Below are 17,724 nucleotides of genomic sequence, written 5' to 3'. Positions count from 1 at the left end.
GACCGACATCGAGCCACTTCGAACCAGCACTGCATGGGTCTGCTGTCATTTCTGAAGCGCAAGTCTGGTGAGCCCGCCGCGAGGCCGGTCGGGCTGCCCGAGTCGACCGATTCGGTGCAACAAGCGCGCACGCGGGCGCGGCAGCGGCTCGTCGGGGCAGTGGTCCTCGTGGCCGCGGGCGTGATCGGTTTTCCCTTGCTGTTCGAGACGCAGCCACGGCCTCTGCCGGGCGACACGCCGATCGAGATCGCCCGGAGCGGCAGCGGCTCCTCCGTTACGGCGCCTGCTCGCACCACGCCCGCTCCGCGTTCGACGGCGGCGATGCCGCCCCCTGCTGTCGTCATCACCGAGACGCCCGCCGAAGCAGGCCGCGAAGTGGCTGCGGCCTCTGCCGTGCCGGCGGAGCCTGCGCCCAAACCCGAACCGAAGCCCGAGCCGAAGCCTGCTGAGCCCAAGCCCGCTCCCGAGCCCAAGCCAGCCCCCAAGCCGGAGGCCAAGCCTGCGGAAGGCGCTCGCGCACAGGCGCTGCTCGAAGGCAAACCCGCCGCGCCCAAACCCACCGCTGCGGCAGACGGACGCTTCATCGTGCAGGTCGGCGCTTTCTCCGAGGTCACGGCCGCGCGCGAAGCGCGCCAGAAGGTCGAGAAGCTCGGCCTCAAGACCTACACCCAGGTGGTCGAGACCTCCAGCGGCAAGCGCATTCGTGTGCGTGTCGGGCCGTTCGCCACACGCGACGAAGCGGAGAAGGCGTCCACCAAGATCAAGTCGGCCGGGCTCGGCTCGGCGGTCTACACCCTCTGAACCCGCAGGCCATGCAATGGGTGGACCTCGCCATGCTGGGCGTCCTGCTGCTCTCGGTGATCGTGGGCTTGGTGCGGGGCTTCGTGTTCGAGGTGCTGTCGCTCGCCGGCTGGTTGGTGGCGTATCTGGTGGCGCGCTGGTTCGCGGTCGACGTGGCGGGGCACATTCCCATCGGCAACCCGGGTTCGGCCACCAACCATGCGGTGGGCTTCGTGCTGCTGTTCATTGCGGCGCTGCTGCTGTGGGCCATCGCATCGCGCTTGCTGCGCTTCCTGATCCACGCCTCGCCCCTGAGCATTCCCGACCGTGCGCTGGGCGCCGGCTTCGGCCTCTTGCGCGGCCTGGTGCTGCTCATGGCAGCGGCAACCGTGATCACGGTCACGCCGCTGGCGAAAACACCTGCCTGGCAAGCCTCGCGCGGTGCACAGTGGCTGCATTCGGCACTGGACGGCTTGCGTCCACTGCTTCCGTCCCAACTTTCGAACCACTTGCCGGCCTCGCTGGGCAAGTCACGTTGATTCCCAAGGATTTCTGATCATGTGCGGCATCGTCGGTGTCATCTCCAAGAGCCCGGTCAACCAGTTGATCTATGACGCGCTGCTGCTGCTGCAGCACCGCGGGCAGGATGCCGCGGGCATCGTCACGATGCAGGGCACCAAGTGCTTCATGCACAAGGCGCGCGGCATGGTGCGCGACGTGTTCCGCACCCGCAACATGCGGGCGCTGCCGGGCCCGGTGGGCCTGGGCCAGGTGCGCTACCCGACGGCCGGCAACGCCTACAGCGAAGAGGAAGCGCAGCCCTTCTACGTCAACGCGCCCTTCGGCATCGTGCTCGTGCACAACGGCAACCTCACCAACGCGCTGGCGCTGAAGGAAGAGCTCTTCGCCATCGACCGCCGCCACATCAACACCACCAGCGACACCGAAGTGCTGATCAACGTGCTGGCTCATGAGCTCGAGCAGGCCGCGCGCGATCTGCCGCTCACCCCCGAGGAGATCTTCAAGGCGGTGGGCGCGGTTCACAAGCGCATCAAGGGTTCTTATGCGGTGGTGGCCTTGATCGCGGGGCACGGCCTGCTGGCCTTCCGTGACCCGTATGGCATTCGCCCCCTGGTGTTTGGCGAGAGCGTGACGCCCGAGGGCCGCGAGGTGATGGTCGCAAGCGAATCGGTCGCCATCGAAGGCACCGGCCACACCGTGACCCGCGATGTCGCGCCGGGCGAAGCCATCTTCATCGACCTCGAAGGCCAGGTGCACGCCAAGCAGTGTGCCGACACGCCCACGCTCAACCCGTGCATGTTCGAGTTCGTCTACCTGGCGCGGCCCGATTCGGTGATGGATGGCATCTCGGTCTACCAGGCTCGCCTCAACATGGGCGAGACGCTCGCGCAGCGGGTGATCTCCACCATCCGCCCGAACGAGATCGACGTGGTGATTCCAATTCCTGAATCGAGTCGCCCCTCGGCCATGCAGCTCGCGCAGAAGCTCGGCAAGCCCTACCGCGAAGGCTTCGTGAAGAACCGCTACGTGGGTCGCACCTTCATCATGCCGGGGCAGGGCATGCGCAAGAAGTCGGTGCGCCAGAAGCTCAACACCATCGCGATGGAATTCAAGGGCCGCAACGTGCTGCTGGTCGACGACTCCATCGTGCGCGGCACCACCTCGAAGGAGATCGTGCAGATGGCGCGCGATGCGGGTGCGCGCAAGGTCTACATGGCCTCAGCCGCACCGCCGGTGCGCTTCCCCAACGTCTACGGCATCGACATGCCGACGAAGGAAGAGCTGATCGCCCACAACCGCAGCATCGAAGAGATTCGCGAGTTCATCGGCGCCGATGCGCTGATCTACCAGGACGTGGATGCGATGAAGAAGGTCGTGGGCGCGCTCAACGGCAAGCTGAGCGGCTTCGAGGCTTCCTGCTTCGATGGCCACTACGTGACGGGTGACGTTTCCAGCGCCGACTTCGATGCGATGGCCTCGCAACGCTCCTCGCAGCCGGAAGAAGAAGAGGGCAACGACCGCACACGGCTGGCCCTGCAAAGCGCCAATGAGCGCTCCTGAAGAATGACCCAGAAGATCCGCACCCGCATCGCCCCGTCGCCCACCGGCTTTCTGCACCTCGGCACGGCCCGCACCGCGCTCTACTCATGGGGCTACGCCCGCCATCACGGCGGTGAGTTCGTCCTGCGCATCGAAGACACCGATGTCGCCCGCTCGACACAAGACTCGGTCGAGCAGATCCTTGCCTCGATGAAGTGGCTGGGTCTCGAGTACGACGAAGGCCCCATCTACCAGATGCAGCGGCTCGGCCGCTATCGGGAGGTCGTCGACCAGCTGATCGCGAACGGCCGCGCCTATCGCTGCTACACCACGCCCGCCGAGCTTGATGCGATGCGCGAAGCGCAGAAGGCGCGTGGCGAGAAGACCCACTACGACGGCCGCTGGCGCCCCGAGCCCGGCAAGGTGCTGCCCACGCCACCGGCCGGTGTGCAGCCCGTGATCCGCTTCGCCAACCCGAAGGATGGCGCCGTCACCTGGGACGACCTCTGCAAAGGCCCGATCACCATCTCGAACCACGAGATCGACGACCTCATCATCATGCGCGCCGATGGCGTGCCCACCTACAACTTCGCGGTGGTGGTCGACGACTGGGACATGCAGATCAGCCACGTGTTCCGCGGCGACGAGCACGTCAACAACACGCCCTGGCAGATCAACATCTTCCACGCGCTGGGCGCGCCGCTGCCTCGGTTCGGCCACGTGCCGGTGATCCTTGGCGACGACGGCCAGAAGCTGTCGAAGCGCCGCGGCGCGGTGAGCGTGACCGCCTACGAAGAAGCCGGCTTCCTGCCCGAAGGCATGCTCAATTACCTCGCGCGGCTCGGTTGGAGCCACGGCGACGAGGAGCTCTTCACGCGCGAGCAATTCATCTCATGGTTCGACGGCTCACACCTGTCGAAGAGCCCCGCGCAATGGGATGCGGCCAAGTTGGCCTGGGTCAATGCGCACTACATCAAGACCATCGACGAGCAACGTCTGTCTTCGCTCGTGGTCGACCAGCTCAAGCGCCGCGGCATCGAATCGTCGGTCGCATCGGTCGCTCGAACCGTCCCGCTCTTCAAGGACCGCTGCAGCACCACTGTCGAACTCGCCGACTGGGTCGCGATGTACTTCGCCCATGTGTCGCCGACCGCGGAAGACCTCGCTGCCCATGTCACCGATGTGGTGAAGCCGGCGCTGCCCACCCTGCGAGCCAAGCTCGAAGCGGCCGAGTGGGCCAAGCCTGCCATCGCCGCTGCCATCAAGGAAACGCTCACCGCCCACGGCCTCAAGATGCCGCAACTCGCACACGCGGTGCGTGTGATCGTGTGCGGGCGCGCGCAGACGCCGTCGCTCGACGCTGTGCTGGAACTGTTCCCGAAAGACACTGTTCTTTCGCGTTTGCAGGGCGCTTGAATTTCTGTCTATAATCGTGGTCTCGCTTGAACAGTGTGACTCGTTGAAGTTAGCGAAAACAACGGGGGTATAGCTCAGCTGGGAGAGCGCTTGCATGGCATGCAAGAGGTCAGCGGTTCGATCCCGCTTACCTCCACCAACAAAACGGTGGCGCACGGTTCAAGAGAATCTCGAAAGAGATTGCGAAGGTTTAAGTCCCCTTCGTCTAGAGGCCTAGGACACCACCCTTTCACGGTGATTACAGGGGTTCGAATCCCCTAGGGGACGCCAAGTTTGATGGCGCTTGTGCAGAGATGTGAACCACATCAAAGCAGAAGCCATCTGGAGTGGTAGTTCAGTTGGTTAGAATACCGGCCTGTCACGCCGGGGGTCGCGGGTTCGAGCCCCGTCCACTCCGCCAACGAAATCAACGGGTTAGCGCGAAAGTGCTAACCCGTTTTTCTTTGCGCAGTCGGCCTGCGCCTCATGGTTGCGTCGTGCCGTCATTCACACGCTAAGGGCGCGCAGCAACTGCCTGCCATCGCTGCGGCAACGCCTTCACGCTCCACCGACAGGTCTTCGAGGATCGTGCAGTCGATGGCCGGCCCGCCCGCGCAGGCCGACTCGCAATTGCAGACGAAGGCGCTGAGGCTCGCTTCCAGGGCCTTCAGCTCGGCGAGGCGGCTGCGAAGCTGCGTGAGGTGCAGCGCGGCGATGTCGCGCACCTCGTTGCAGGGGCGCTCAGGCTGGTCGACGAGGCCCACCAGTTCACGCACCTGGTCGATCGAAAAGCCGAAGTCCCGGCAGCGGCGGATGAACGTGAGGCGACGGATCGTCCGCTCGTCGTAGTGCCGCTGGCCCGCGTCGGTGCGGTGCGCCGGGGGCAGCAGGCCGATCTCTTCGTAGTAGCGGATGGTCGGCACGGTGCAGCCGGTCTGGCGGGCGACGAGGCCGATGGAGAGTCTTGCGTTCATCGCGCCATCCTAATCATCCGCATGGGCCGGGCGGGCAGGCGCACGCTTTGCGGCCCGGCTGCTCGTCAGCCGGCAGCGCACAGGCCGGCGCGTCGAACCGTGCCTGGCGTCGCCGCCAGACGACGATGCCGGCGCCCACCGCCGCCAGGCCGAGCAGGCCGATCGCCAGCGGCAGCAACTCGTCGGCGCAGGCCAGGAGGGCCGACCCCAACGCGGTGAGGGAGGCAGAGCCGGCTGCGAGCGCGGCGCCACCTCCGAGCAGCGGCACCGCACAGCAGGCGGCACAGGCGGCGCCTACCCCGAGCGCGGCTTTCCATGGTTTCATATCGTGTTTCCGAAGCGGGGGCACAACGCCCACCTCGGCACGGTAGGACCTCAAGCCACTTGAGGGTCAAGCGTTGATCTGAATCAGCCTCAACCACGTCGCTCGACTGACACTGCGCACATGAGACTCACATTCCTTGGCGGCACCGGCACCGTGACCGGCTCGAAGTACCTGCTCGAACACGCAGGCCGCAAGCTGATGATCGATTGCGGCCTGTTCCAGGGCTTGAAGCAGCTTCGGCTTCGCAACTGGGAGGCGCCGCAGGTGGAGGCGTCGAAGGTCGACGCGGTCGTGCTCACGCATGCCCACCTCGACCACAGTGGCTTCCTGCCGCGCTTTTGCCAGAGTGGCTTCGCCGGCCCCGTGTACAGCAGCCAGGCCACGCGCGAGCTGTGCGGGCTCTTGCTGCCCGATTCCGGCCGCCTGCTGGAAGAAGAAGCCGAATACGCCAACCGGCACGGCTTCTCCAAGCACCACCCGGCCTTGCCGCTCTACACCGAAGAGCAGGCGCATCAGGCGCTGAAGGCCTTCCGCACGGTGGCGCTCGGCCAGCCCTTCGAGCCCATCCCCGGCGTGCAGGTGACGCTGCGCAAGGCCGGCCACCTGCTGGGTGCGGTGAGCGTGCATGTGGCCTGGGGCGGCCGCTCCATCCTCTTCTCGGGCGACCTCGGGCGCCAATCGGACATGCTGATGTTCCCGCCCGACGCGCCGATACGCTGCGACTGGCTGGTGATGGAGTCGACCTACGGCGACCGCAGCCATGTCGAGACCGACCCACTCGAACTGTTGGCCGACGTGATCAACCGCACGGCAGCGCGCGGCGGCGTGGTCGTGGTGCCGTCGTTCGCGGTGGGGCGCGCGCAGGCCATCATGTACGCGCTGCACCTGCTGCGCGAGCAGCGCCGCATTCCCGACATCCCGGTGTTCCTCAACAGCCCGATGGCCACCGACGCCACGCGCATCTACGAGGCGCACCATGCCGAACACCGGCTCACTGCCGAGCAGTGCGAAGCGTTGCGCCGCACGACCCGCATCGTCACCAGCATCGAAGAGTCGAAGCGCCTCAACACCCTGCACATGCCGGCGGTGATCATCTCGGCCAGCGGCATGGCCTCGGGCGGGCGTGTGCTGCACCACCTGAAGGCTTACGCGCCCGACCGCCGCAACAGCATCGTCTTTGCCGGCTACCAGGCCGCAGGCACGCGGGGCGCGGCGATGGTGGCGGGTGTCGAGACGGTGAAGATCCACGGCCAGCACGTGCCGGTGCGCGCCGAGGTGGCGTGCATCGACTCGATGTCGGCCCATGCCGACCGCAACGAGCTGCTCGACTGGGCCGCTGCCCTGCCGCGCGCGCCGCGGCATGTGTTCGTGACGCACGGCGAGCCGGTGGCCGCCGACGCCCTGCGCCAGGCGCTCGAAGAGCGCCAGGGCTGGGCGTGTTCGGTGCCCGAGTACCGCGACTGTGTCGACCTCGACGCAGAAGCCTGAGGCTCAGCGCGCGAGGTAGCCGCCGTCCACCGGGAAGTACGCCCCGGTGCAGAACGACGCCCGTTCGGAGTTGAGCCACACCACGAGCTCGGCCACCTCGCGTGGCTCGCCCAGCCGGCCGATGGGGTGTTGCGACACCAGTTGCGCAAGCGAGCCTGCATCGGCTTCCAGCGCCGAGATCATCGGGGTGTGGATGAACGCCGGGCCGACTGCGTTGATGCGCACGCCCTGGGCGCCGTACTCCTGCGCTGCCGCCTTGGTGAGGCCGAGCACGCCGTGCTTGGCCGCGGTGTAGGCCGGCGCGAAAGCGAAGCCCACCGCGCCGAGGATGGAGGCCATGTTCACGATGCTGCCGCGCGTCTTCAGCAGCTCGGGGATCTGGTACTTCATGCACAGGAAGACGCCGGTGAGGTTCACGCCGATCACGCGCTGCCACGCATCGAGCGGGTAGTCGGCGGTGGGGGCCAGGTCGCCGCCGATGCCGGCGTTGTTGCAGGCGGCGTCGAGCCGCCCGTAGGCCGCGATGCAGCGCGACACCAACTGCTCGCAGTCGGCCGCCTGGCTCCCATCGGCCTTCACGAAGAGGGCCTCGCCCGACTGGCGCCGCACCAGCGCCACGGTTTCTTCGCCACCCGCCGCGTCCATGTCGGAGACGACCACCTTGGCCCCTTCGCGCGCGTAGGCAAGCGCGATGGCACGGCCGATGCCCGAGGCGGCGCCGGTCACGAGGGCAACCTTGCCGGTCAAGAGCGGGGAGGGTGTGGGCGTGGAGAGTGTGGCGGTCATGGTCGGCTCCTCGAAGACATCACGATGAATCGATGATCCCGCAGGCCTTGCGCCGCGGTTTGATGCAGCACAAGCGGACCGGCAGACGTCAGACCGAACGCGCCTTCACGCGGGCGCCATCCTTCAGGCCTGCGGGGGGATAGACGATCACCGTGGTGCCGGGGTCCACGCCTTGCGGCACCCAGGCCATGCTGCCGTTGCGCGCGCCGACCTTCACCCGGACCAGGCGTGCGTGGCCCTCATCGAGGCGGAAGACGCCGAAGTCGGCCTCGCCCGGCCCGGCGTCGGGCAGCGGGAAGACGGCGCTGGCCGGCAGCTGCACGGCCTTGTCGAGTGCAAGCGTCACCACGCGCACGCTCACGCGATAACCGTCGCCGAGGCTGGCCCAGCGCGACGCGGGGCTCGTGATGTCGATCAGCACCTTCACGCGCTGCTCTTCCACGCCGAGCGCCGAGACCTTGGTGAAGCCCGCGGGCTCCACGCGCCGCACCGTGCCGTCGAGCGCGCCCGGGCCGCCCCAGCGCTCCACCAACACCGCCGCACCGGGCTGGATGCGCAAAGCGTCGGTCGTCAGCAGCTCGGCCACGATCTCCTGCTGCGAGGTGTCGCCCAGCTCGAGGAGCGGCGCACCGAGCGCCACCGCGCCCTCGCTCACCTGCGCCACGCGCAGCACGCGGCCGGCCACTGGCGCGCGCAGGTCGAAGGCGCGCGCGTTCTGCTGCGGGCCGCGCACCACGCGCAGCGCATTGCCGGCCTGCTCGACCTCGTGGTTGGCCACCAGCTGCTCCTGCGTGGCGGCGTCGAGTTCCTTCTGGGCGGCTTCGGCCGCGAGGCGGGTGACTTCGAGCTTGGTGAGCGAGACGAAACCCTGCGTGGCCAGCTGCTCGGTGCGCGCCGCTTCGCTGAGCGCCTGCTTCAAGCCGATGCGCGCGCCGTCGGCCCGCGCCCGCGCCCGCTGCACCTGCGCGAGCGCGATGCCCAGGCGCGCCTGCAGGTCGCGCTGCGTGCGGTCGTCGAGCATGGGCGAGAGCACCGGCACGATCTGCGCCACCACCTCACCCGCTTCCACGCGGTCGCCTTCGCGCAGGCGCATGCGCAGCAACTGCCCGGCGAGGGGTGCCGCCACCACATAGCGCTCGCGCACGCGCGTCTTGCCGTCTTCGTCGATGGTGGCCTTGAAGGCGGCCTGCGTGACCGTCGCCACCTCGACTTCGAGCGGCCTCGGCGCAAAGGCCCACACCACCAGCGCGAGCGCCACCGCAGTGCCGCCGATGGCCATGCCCCATGTCGAACGTTTCATCGTCATTCCCTCGTCTTCAAGGCCGACACCATGTCGAGCCGGTCGATGCGCCGGCGCACGACCCACGCACTCGCAATGCCCGCCACCACCACGCACAAGGCCGCCCACGCATAGGTGCGCGCACGGATCACCACCGGAAAGAAGAACTGGTCGGACTTCAGCATCTCGCCGACCGCATGCGTGAGCCCCCAGCCGAGCAGCATGCCCAGCGGCAGCGCCAGCGCGATCACGAGCGCGAGCTCGCCCAGCAGCAGCGCCGATACTTCGGCGCGCGTGAAGCCGAGCACGCGCAGGCTCGCCATCTCCCAGGCGCGCTCGGCGAGCGCGATGCGCGCGTTGTTGTAGACCACGCCCACCGCGATGATGCTGGCGAAGACAGTGAGGATGGTGCTCATGATGCGCACGTTGCGCGCGCTGATCTCCTGCATGTTGCGCAGCATCGTGGCCTTGCTCCAGGCCCCGGCGATGCGCGGCAGGCCCTTGCTGGCTTCGAGCACGGCCGACTCCGCCCCGCGGTCGATCGCCAGCACGAAGCCGGTCGACAGATCGCTCTCGCCGAGCACGCGGTTGAGCGAAGGCCGGTCCATGTAGGCGTTCAGTCCCATCATCTCGCGCACCGTGCCGGCCACCACGATGTCGAGCGTGCGGGTGCGGCCTTCGAGCACCTCCATGCGCACCGTGTCGCCCACGCGCAGGCCGAGCTTGTCGGCCAGCCGGTCGGTGAGCAGCAGGCCGCGCCCGTCGAGCAGGGCCTGCCGGCCATCCACGTCGATCACGCGGTAGAGGTCAGGCCGTGGGGCGTAGCCGCGGATCATGCTGCGCTCGCGCCGGTGGCCGTTCACGAACTCCACCTGCACGAAGCGCGAGCTCTCCACCGCCCTCACGCCGGGCAGGCGCGCCAGCTCCAGGCGCACCGCATCGTCGACCGGCTCGGGCACCCACACGCTCACGTCGCCGCGCAGGCCGAGGGTGAACTGCGTGTCGACCACCACCTCGATCGCATCGCGCAGGAAGTTGCCCATCACCACGATGGCCACGGCCGCCGCCACGCCGCCGATCGACAGCGCCGTGCGCAGCGGCCGGCGCTCCATGTTGCGCAGGATCATCCGCGGCCCCGGGCCCAGGGCGTGGATGCCCAGCCGTTCGAGCAGCGTGGCGCGGTAGTGGCCGGGCGCAGGTGGACGCATGGCCTCGGCCGGCGCGAGCCGCACGGTGGCGAGGATGGCGTTGAGCGTGCCCGTCACCGCCGTGGCCACGGTGATGCCCACGCTCACCACCAGCAGCCACGGTGCGATGTGGTGCTCGAAGCTCGGGAAGTGGAAGAACTCGGCATAGAGGCCGGTGAACATCGTGCCCAGGCGGTCGCCCACGGCAATGCCCAGCAGCAGCCCGATCGTCACGATCACCAGCACGAGTTTCAGGTAGTGCAGGGCGATGCTGCGGTCGGGGTAGCCGAGCGCCTTGAGCGCGGCGATCTGCTCGCGCTGTGTGGAGACCAGCCGCGACACCACCACGTTGAGCAGGAAGGCCGCCACCGCGAGGAAGATGACGGGCAGCACCGTGCCGAGCACGCGCTGCTCCTTGATCTCGTTGTCGAGCATGGCGTGCGAGGTCTGGTGCACCCGGCCGTGGGCCAGCTGCCCGCCGTAGGGGGCGATGTGCCGCGAGAGCCCGTCGATCACCGTCTGCTCCGAAGCGCCCGGGGCCAGCTTCACCGAGAGACGGTTGAAGGCGCCGCGCATGTCGTAGGCCGACGCGAGCACCTCCTTGTCGAGCCAGAAGATGCCGAAGCCGCGCATGTCGGGCATGCCCCAGAGGCCGGCGAAGATGAACTCGGGCGAGAGTGCCGTGCCCACCACCACGAGCGCGCGGCGCCGCCCGTTGATCTGCGCATACACGGTGGAGCCGGGTTGCAGCTGGCGGGCCTGCGCGAAGCCTTCCGACACCAGCACCTCGATGCTGCCCTGGCCCTCGCGTTGGCCGCCGCCTTGCGGCCAGCGCCCGCGGCTGAGCGTCACGCGGTTCATGCGCTGCGCGTGGCTCGCCTCCAGCCCGATGAGCTGGCCGATGATCGGGTCGACCAGGCCCGGGATCTCCACCCGCACCACCTGCTCGATGGTGGTCTGCACGTCAGCGATGCCCGGCACGTCTTCCCGGATCACGCCGGCCAGCGACAAAGGGGCGCGCTTCATGCCCGCGAACACGTCGGCAAAACGACCGTCGGCGTAGAAGCGGTCGCGCGCCAGCGCCAGCGAGTCCACGGCCGAGAGGCTGGTGAGAAAGCCGCCGATGCCGCTCGCCACCACCAGCGCGATGGTGAGCGCCTGGCTCCACATGAGGCGCAGGTCGCGCAGCAGCTTGCGGTCGAGGGCTTTCATCGCAACGTCACCACGAGAGCTCTGCGGGCGAGAGCTTCTTCTCGTTGACTTCCACCCGCTGCACGCGGCCGTCGCCGAGGTAGACCACGCGGTCGGCCATGCCGGCGATGGCGGCGTTGTGGGTGATCACGATGGTGGTGGTGCCCAGTTCGGCGTTGATGCGGGCGATGACCTCCAGCACCAGCTTGCCGGTCTGGTAGTCGAGCGCGCCGGTGGGCTCGTCGCACAGCAGCACCTCGGGCCGCTTCACGATGGCCCGGGCGATGGCCACGCGCTGCTGCTCGCCGCCCGAAAGCTGCGCGGGGAAGTGGTCGCGCCGCGGCGTGAGGCCGACACGGTCGATGGCGTCGTCGACCGTCATCGGGTTCTTCACGATGTCGGTCACGAGGGCAACGTTCTCGCGCACCGTGAGGCTCGGGATCAGGTTGTAGAACTGGAACACGAAGCCCACGTGCTCGCGGCGGTAGGTGGTGAGCGCGGCATCGTCGGCGCGGCTCAGGTCTTCGTCGCCAAACATCACCTGGCCGGTGCTCGGCACGTCGAGGCCGCCGAGGATGTTGAGCAGGGTCGACTTGCCGCTGCCCGAAGGCCCGAGCAGCACCACGAACTCTCCGCGAACGATGTCGAGGTCGACCTCGCGCAGCGCGTCCACCCGCGTCTCGCCGCTGCCGTAGGACTTGCCGAGCCCGCGCGTGCGGAAGACGCAGCCGGCCGGGGGCGGCGTGCGCATCGCGTTGGGCATGTAGGGGCTCCTGCAGGAATGTGACCCGGCGAGCCTAAAGTGATGCGCCCCAGCGCCGTTGACGCACGTCAACCGAGCGGCGTGAGGGCGCTCACACAGTCTCGCCATGACCCATACCGCAGCGCCCGACGCCACCGAAAACGCCACCCACGCCGCCGGCCTGAGCGACGACGAAGCACATGCGCGCCTGCTGCGCGACGGGCCCAACCGCCTGCCACCGCCCCGGCACCGCAGCGCGCTCGCCGTGGTGGCCTCGGTGGCCGCGCAGCCGATGGTGCTGCTGTTGCTGGCCTGCACGCTGCTCTACGGGCTGCTCGGGGAAGTCTTCGATGCGGTGGCGCTCGGTGTGTCGATCTGTGCCGTGATCGGCATCTCGGCCTTCCAGGATCTGCGCACCCAGCGGGTGCTGGAAGCGCTGCACGACCTGGCCAGCCCGCGCAGCAGCGTGTTGCGCGGCGGCGTGGTGCGCCGCATCTCCAGCCAGGAGATCGTGGTGGGCGACCGGCTGCTGGTGGAAGAGGGCGACCGCCTCGCCTGCGATGCGGTGCTGCGCCAGTCGCACGGTCTGCGGGTCGACGAATCGATGCTCACCGGCGAGTCGGTGCCGGTCGACAAGCACCCCGGCGACGCCGACGCCAGCCGGCTGAACGCCGGCACGCTGGTGGTGCAGGGCGACGGCGCGGCCGACGTCACCGCCACCGGGCCGCGCACCGCGCTCGGGCGCATCGGTGGGGCGATCGGTGCGGTGGCGCCGCGCCAGAGCCGTCTGCATGCCGAACTCAAGCGCCTGGTGCAGGCGGTGGCCATCGTCGCGCTCATCACCTGCGTGGTGGCCGCGATGCTCTTCGCCTGGCGCGACGGCTCCTGGTCGGCCGGCTTGCTGGTGGGCCTCACGCTCGCCATGTCCATCGTGCCGGAAGAGTTCGCGGTGGTGTGGACGGTGATGCTCGCGCTCGGCGCCTGGCGCCTCGCCCGGCAGCAGGTGCTGACGCGCCAGCCGCAGGCCATCGAGACTCTCGGCTCGACGACCGTGCTGTGCGTGGACAAGACCGGCACGCTCACCTGCAACCAGATGGAAGTCGTGGGCGCGATGTCGTTGACCGGCGTGGCCTGCGAGCGCCGGCCGGGCGATGTGCTGCCCGAGGCGCTGGCGCCGCTGCTGCGCGCCGCGGCGCTGGCGAGCGTGGCCGAAGGGCTGGAGCCGATGGACCGCGCCATCCTGCGCCTCGCGCCGCACGGCGCCGAAGACGCGCGCAAGGTCCTGCAGGCCCGCGAAGGCGTCGCACCCGGCCGGCCCTACGTGCGGCAGTGCTGGGACCTCGGCGACGCCGACGCGTTCCGGGTGGCGCTCAAGGGCGCACCCGAAGCGGTGTTCGAGCGCTGTGCCGAGGTGCCCGAGGCGCTGCTGCGCCAGGTGCATGCATGGTCGCAGCGCGGCATGCGCGTGATCGCCGTGGCCAGCGCCACCTGCCGCGATGCCGCTTCGCTGCCCGAGAAGGGCTACACCGTGCAAGGTGTGCTCGCCTTCCACGACCCGCTGCGCGAGGAGGTGCCCGCCGCGCTGCGCGTGTGCCGCGAGGCCGGCGTGCGGGTGGTGATGATCACCGGCGATTCCGCGGCCACGGCGCTCGCGATCGCGCGTGAGGCGGGCCTCGTGCCGCCACACGAGGGGCCGGCGGGCCCGCCCCTCGTGCTGACCGGCCGCGAGCTCGACCACACCAGCGAAGCGAAGCTCGAAGGGCTGGTGGCGCACGTGGCGGTGTACGCCCGCGTCACGCCGGTGCAGAAGCTGCGCATCGTGCAGGCCTTGCAGCGGCGCGGCGAGGTGGTCGCGATGACCGGCGACGGCGTGAACGACGGCCCGGCCCTGCGCGCCGCCGACGTGGGCGTGGCGATGGGCGGCCGTGGCACCGACGTCGCCCGCGAAGCCGCGGCGCTGGTGCTGCTCGACGACCGTTTCACCTCGCTCGTCGACGCGGTGCGGGCCGGGCGGCGCATCTTCGGCAACCTGCAGAAGGCGATCGCCTACCTGCTGGCGGTGCACGTGCCCATCGTCGGGCTCTCGCTGCTACCGCTCTTCGGCGGGCCCGTGCTGCTGCTGCCGCTTCATGTGGTGCTGTTCGAGCTGATCATCGACCCGGCCTGCTCGCTCGTCTTCGAAGCCGAGCCGGCGCCGAAGCAGTCGATGCAGGTGCCGCCGCGTGCGGCCGCAGCCGCGCTCGTGACTTGGCCGCTGGTCGCGCGGGCGCTGGCGGTCGGCGGGTTGGCCCTCGGCTTTGCGGCGGCGGTGCAATGGGCGGCGCAGCGGGCCGGCGCGAGCGACATGCAGCTGCGGCTGGCGGGGGTGGTGTCGGTGGTCGTCGGCAACCTGGCCATGCTGCAGTGGTTCAGGTCGGGCGGCGGTGTGTCGCACGCGGGCAACCGGGTCTTCCAGTGGCTGCTGCTCGGGGTGTGCGCCCTGGGGGCCGTCATCGGGCTGGTGCCGCCGGTGGCCGAAGCCTTCGGCCTGCCGGCGCTGCCCGCCGGGCCGGTGCTGCTGGCGCTCGCCGCCCCGGTGGCCTGGGCGACCTGGCGGCTGCTCGGGGCGCGTGGTGCGGCCGGCACGAGTCGCGCCGCTTCGTGAACGAAGCCCGGGAAGCCCGGGGTAGCGCGGGCATTCCACCTGATGCAACGGGGGCGACTTGGCTAGACTGCTCTTGTAACTTTCCACTTACAACGACTCCCGCGCATGGCGATCCGCCGCCCCTCGTCGCTGTCCCGGCCCATCAGCGCGTGGACGGCCTTGCTGGAGGCCAGCACCGAACTGCTGGCCTTGCTCGACCGGCATGGCGTCGTGGTGTGGGCCAACCCTGCCTTGCTGCGGTCGGTGGGTGCCCCCGAGGGCTTGCCGGCAGGGCAGACCCTCGCGCAGGCACTCCGCCTCGATGAACGGTCGGCCGCGCAGACGCTCGCCGACGCCTTGCGCGCCGGCCAGCCCACGCAGCTGAGCCCGCTCGCCTGGTGCGACGCCGATGGCGCGGTGCGCAGCGCCGACGCCACTCTGAGACCCTTGCGCGAAGAAGAAGCGCTCGCCGAGGCGAGCTGGCTCTGGGCCATGCGCGACACCACGGAGCTCACCCGCTCGCAGGCCGAGACCGCGCGCGTCACCGAGCGCCTGGTGCGTGCGCAGGAGTTCGGCCGCCTGGGCCTCTACGAGCGCGAGCTGCCGATGGGCAAGGGCCACTGGGACGCCAACATGTTCCGCCTGTGGAACTTCGACCCCGCCAACGGCGCGCCCGACTTCAAGACCTTCGTCTCGCGCATCCACCCCGACGACCGGCCGGGCATGGACTACCGCGACTCCGCCCGCACCCCCGGCAAGTACGCCAAGCGCTACCGCATCAGCTCGCCCAGCGGCCAGTGGCGGCACGTGCACGCGCAGTGGGAGGTGAAGGCCGGGCCCGATGGCGAGCCCAACATCATCATCGGCGCGATGGTCGACGACACCGAGGTCTACGAGCTCGCCGAGTCGTTCAACACCACGAGCGAGCAGCTCAAGCTGGCGGTCGACCTCGGCAACATCGCCATCTGGCGGCACGACCTGCGGCTCAACCGCATCTTCTACAACGACAAGGGCTTCGAGGTGCTCGGCATCGCGCCGCGCCCCGAGGGCGTGCCCATCGACGAGGTGCGCTCGCTCATCCACCCCGATGACGTCCCACGTGTGGTCGCGACCGCTGCCGAATCGCTCGACACCGACCGCCCGGTCGACATGGAGGCGCGCTACCGCCGCTCCGACGGCACCTACCGCTACGTGCTCACGCGCCGCGTGGTGCGGCGCAACGCCGACGGGCAGCCCATCGAATTCATGGGCGTGGCGCTTGACGTCACCGAGCAGGTGGCCAAGACCCGGCGTGCGCAGGAGCTGGCGCGCCGCCTCGAAGTGGCGGCCTCGGCGGCCGGGCTGGGCATCTGGAGCCGCGAGCCGGGCCGCGAGCGCGGCGAGTGGAACGAGCAGATGTTCCACATCATCGGCCGGCCGGTCTCGCAAGGCGTGCCGCGGCGCACCGAGTGGCTGAACGAAGTCGTGCACCCCGACGACCGCGAGCGCATGCGCACCGCGCACGCCGAGCTGCGCGCCACCGAAGACGTGACCGTCGAGCATGAATACCGCATCGTGCGGCCCGACGGCGAGGTGCGCTGGGTGGTGAGCCGGGCGCGGCACGAGAAGCGCGAGTCGGGCAGCGTGCAGTTCGGCATTGCGATCGACGTGACCGAGCGGCAGGAGAAGCTCGTGGCCCAGCGCGAGAGCCAGGCGAAATCGGAATTCCTCGCGCGCATGAGCCACGAGCTGCGCACGCCGCTCAATGCGGTGCTCGGCTTCGCGCAGCTGCTGCGGCTCGACCCCGCGCTGGCCCGCTCGGGCTCTTTGGCCAAGGTGCAGCACATCGTGTCGGCCGGCGAACACCTGCTCTCGCTCATCAACGACGTGCTCGACCTGTCGAGCCTCGAGAGCGGCGAAGTGAAGCTCGACCTGCGCCCCGTGCGACTGACCGACGTGCTGCAGGAGGCGAAGGCGCTCGTGGAGCCCGCGGCGCGCGATGCCGGCGTGAGCGTGGCGGTCGACGACACCGCCGCCGTCGTGCTCGCCGACCGCACCCGTGTGCGCCAGGTCGTGATCAACTTGCTGAGCAACGCCGTCAAGTACAACGTCTCGCGCGGGCGCGTGCAGGTGAGCGTGCGCGAGAGCGGGAACGACAGCGGCGGGGCCGTGCTGCTGACCGTGGCCGACAGCGGGCGCGGCATGACGCGCCAGCAGATGGCGCATCTCTTCGAGCCGTTCAACCGCCTCGGCGTCGAGCGCGAGGGCATCGAGGGTGCCGGCGTGGGGCTGTCGGTGGTGAAGGCGCTGGTCGAGCGCATGGGCGGCTCGGTGCAGGTGGAGAGCACGCCGGGCGTGGGCTCCCGCTTCGAGGTGCGGCTGCCGCGGCACACCGGCCCGGTGGCACCCGACGACGCTCTGCCGCCGCCTGCAGACGCGGTGCCCGCGCCCAGCGTGCCGCCCGCGCCGCGGCGCCAGCGCCAGGGCCGCCTGCTCTACATCGAAGACAACCCCGTCAACGCGCTGCTGGTCGAGGAGATGGTGCGCCGCCACGCGGGCCTGCAGATCGAGACGGTGGCCAGCGGCCTGCTCGGCGTGGCACGCGCGCAGGAGCTGCAGCCCGACCTGATCCTGGTCGACATGCAGCTGCCCGACGTCGATGGCTACGAGGTGCTGAGCCGCCTGCGCGCGCAGCCGTCGACCGCGGGCATCCGCTGCGTCGCGCTGTCGGCCAACGCCATGCCCGAAGACATCGCCCGCGCCGCCGCGGCCGGCTTCACCGACTACTGGACGAAGCCGATCCACATGCCCACCTTCCTCGCCGCGCTGGAGCGCCTGCTGCCGGGCTGAATGCACAGGGTGCAGGGTCAACCCTGATGTACTTGTGCGCCTTGCGAGGCGCGTGGTGCGACTC

Annotated in this window: 13 protein-coding genes and 3 tRNA genes; 10 read left to right on the top strand and 6 right to left on the bottom strand. The window is 69.5% G+C overall.

From position 1 onward, the window contains the following. Window positions 1-33: 33 nt before the first annotated feature. The 7 genes from KF892_07090 (at window position 34) to KF892_07060 (ending at window position 4,657) form a co-directional block, all read left to right on the top strand. The gene (locus KF892_07090; GenBank protein MBX3624758.1) at window positions 34-801 is read left to right on the top strand and encodes an SPOR domain-containing protein; all 768 of its coding nucleotides are present in this window, start codon (window positions 34-36) and stop codon (window positions 799-801) included. An 11-nt stretch (window positions 802-812) separates the two neighbouring features. Beyond that, on the top strand, window positions 813-1,319 hold the full coding sequence (locus KF892_07085) for a CvpA family protein (protein ID MBX3624757.1): 507 nt from the start codon (window positions 813-815) through the stop codon (window positions 1,317-1,319). A gap of 19 nt (window positions 1,320-1,338) precedes the next feature. Then, window positions 1,339-2,862 (top strand): amidophosphoribosyltransferase, encoded by a 1,524-nt coding sequence (gene purF / locus KF892_07080; protein ID MBX3624756.1) that lies wholly within the window; start codon window positions 1,339-1,341, stop codon window positions 2,860-2,862. Window positions 2,863-2,865: 3 nt separating this feature from the next. Then, on the top strand, window positions 2,866-4,257 hold the full coding sequence (locus KF892_07075) for a glutamate--tRNA ligase (protein MBX3624755.1): 1,392 nt from the start codon (window positions 2,866-2,868) through the stop codon (window positions 4,255-4,257). Window positions 4,258-4,320: 63 nt separating this feature from the next. Next, window positions 4,321-4,396: transfer RNA gene (locus KF892_07070), tRNA-Ala, on the top strand. Window positions 4,397-4,451: 55 nt separating this feature from the next. Beyond that, window positions 4,452-4,527, top strand: a tRNA-Glu gene (locus KF892_07065). Window positions 4,528-4,580: 53 nt separating this feature from the next. Next, a tRNA-Asp gene (locus KF892_07060) sits at window positions 4,581-4,657 on the top strand. A gap of 82 nt (window positions 4,658-4,739) precedes the next feature. Here KF892_07060 and KF892_07055 read toward each other — a convergent pair. Beyond that, window positions 4,740-5,210, bottom strand: a complete 471-nt coding sequence (locus KF892_07055; protein MBX3624754.1) for a helix-turn-helix domain-containing protein — start codon at window positions 5,208-5,210, stop codon at window positions 4,740-4,742. Window positions 5,211-5,223: 13 nt separating this feature from the next. Continuing rightward, window positions 5,224-5,535 carry a hypothetical protein gene (locus KF892_07050; protein MBX3624753.1) on the bottom strand — a complete coding sequence of 104 codons (312 nt, stop codon included), beginning with the start codon at window positions 5,533-5,535 and terminating at the stop codon, window positions 5,224-5,226. A 120-nt stretch (window positions 5,536-5,655) separates the two neighbouring features. Between KF892_07050 and KF892_07045 the strand changes: the two genes are divergently transcribed. After that, window positions 5,656-7,023, top strand: a complete 1,368-nt coding sequence (locus KF892_07045) for an MBL fold metallo-hydrolase (GenBank protein ID MBX3624752.1) — start codon at window positions 5,656-5,658, stop codon at window positions 7,021-7,023. Window positions 7,024-7,026: 3 nt separating this feature from the next. Here KF892_07045 and KF892_07040 read toward each other — a convergent pair whose 3' ends face one another. The 4 genes from KF892_07040 to KF892_07025 all read right to left on the bottom strand — a co-directional run bounded on the left by KF892_07040 (window position 7,027) and on the right by KF892_07025 (window position 12,229). Beyond that, on the bottom strand, window positions 7,027-7,809 hold the full coding sequence (locus KF892_07040; GenBank protein MBX3624751.1) for an SDR family oxidoreductase: 783 nt from the start codon (window positions 7,807-7,809) through the stop codon (window positions 7,027-7,029). Between the two features lie 88 nt (window positions 7,810-7,897). Continuing rightward, window positions 7,898-9,109 carry an HlyD family efflux transporter periplasmic adaptor subunit gene (locus tag KF892_07035; GenBank protein MBX3624750.1) on the bottom strand — a complete coding sequence of 404 codons (1,212 nt, stop codon included), beginning with the start codon at window positions 9,107-9,109 and terminating at the stop codon, window positions 7,898-7,900. A gap of 2 nt (window positions 9,110-9,111) precedes the next feature. Next, the gene (locus tag KF892_07030; protein MBX3624749.1) at window positions 9,112-11,487 is read right to left on the bottom strand and encodes an ABC transporter permease; all 2,376 of its coding nucleotides are present in this window, start codon (window positions 11,485-11,487) and stop codon (window positions 9,112-9,114) included. 7 nt (window positions 11,488-11,494) lie between these two features. Continuing rightward, window positions 11,495-12,229, bottom strand: coding sequence for an ABC transporter ATP-binding protein (locus KF892_07025; protein MBX3624748.1), 735 nt, complete (start codon window positions 12,227-12,229; stop codon window positions 11,495-11,497). A gap of 106 nt (window positions 12,230-12,335) precedes the next feature. Here KF892_07025 and KF892_07020 point away from each other — a divergent pair, with 106 nt between their 5' ends. Continuing rightward, complete coding sequence (locus KF892_07020; protein ID MBX3624747.1) at window positions 12,336-14,852, top strand: cation-translocating P-type ATPase; 2,517 nt, start codon at window positions 12,336-12,338, stop codon at window positions 14,850-14,852. Between the two features lie 105 nt (window positions 14,853-14,957). After that, window positions 14,958-17,660, top strand: coding sequence for a PAS domain-containing protein (locus KF892_07015; GenBank protein MBX3624746.1), 2,703 nt, complete (start codon window positions 14,958-14,960; stop codon window positions 17,658-17,660). Window positions 17,661-17,724: the final 64 nt, after the last annotated feature.

Origin of the sequence: Rhizobacter sp. (genome assembly GCA_019635355.1) — a bacterium.
In the GTDB taxonomy this organism is placed as follows: Bacteria; Pseudomonadota; Gammaproteobacteria; order Burkholderiales; family Burkholderiaceae_C; genus Rhizobacter.
This window is presented reverse-complemented; position numbering and strand designations above follow the sequence as displayed.

What these genes read in the sequence shown, in the direction of transcription:
- KF892_07075 (MBX3624755.1), top strand. Translation starts at nt 2,866, where the DNA reads ATGACCCAGAAGATCCGCACCCGCATCGCCCCGTCGCCCACCGGCTTT.
- KF892_07055 (MBX3624754.1), bottom strand. Translation starts at nt 5,210, where the DNA reads ATGAACGCAAGACTCTCCATCGGCCTCGTCGCCCGCCAGACCGGCTGC.
- KF892_07050 (MBX3624753.1), bottom strand. Translation starts at nt 5,535, where the DNA reads ATGAAACCATGGAAAGCCGCGCTCGGGGTAGGCGCCGCCTGTGCCGCC.
- KF892_07015 (MBX3624746.1), top strand. Translation starts at nt 14,958, where the DNA reads ATGGCGATCCGCCGCCCCTCGTCGCTGTCCCGGCCCATCAGCGCGTGG.
- KF892_07045 (MBX3624752.1), top strand. Translation starts at nt 5,656, where the DNA reads ATGAGACTCACATTCCTTGGCGGCACCGGCACCGTGACCGGCTCGAAG.
- KF892_07020 (MBX3624747.1), top strand. Translation starts at nt 12,336, where the DNA reads ATGACCCATACCGCAGCGCCCGACGCCACCGAAAACGCCACCCACGCC.
- KF892_07085 (MBX3624757.1), top strand. Translation starts at nt 813, where the DNA reads ATGCAATGGGTGGACCTCGCCATGCTGGGCGTCCTGCTGCTCTCGGTG.
- KF892_07025 (MBX3624748.1), bottom strand. Translation starts at nt 12,229, where the DNA reads ATGCCCAACGCGATGCGCACGCCGCCCCCGGCCGGCTGCGTCTTCCGC.
- KF892_07030 (MBX3624749.1), bottom strand. Translation starts at nt 11,487, where the DNA reads ATGAAAGCCCTCGACCGCAAGCTGCTGCGCGACCTGCGCCTCATGTGG.
- KF892_07090 (MBX3624758.1), top strand. Translation starts at nt 34, where the DNA reads ATGGGTCTGCTGTCATTTCTGAAGCGCAAGTCTGGTGAGCCCGCCGCG.
- KF892_07035 (MBX3624750.1), bottom strand. Translation starts at nt 9,109, where the DNA reads ATGAAACGTTCGACATGGGGCATGGCCATCGGCGGCACTGCGGTGGCG.
- purF (MBX3624756.1), top strand. Translation starts at nt 1,339, where the DNA reads ATGTGCGGCATCGTCGGTGTCATCTCCAAGAGCCCGGTCAACCAGTTG.
- KF892_07040 (MBX3624751.1), bottom strand. Translation starts at nt 7,809, where the DNA reads ATGACCGCCACACTCTCCACGCCCACACCCTCCCCGCTCTTGACCGGC.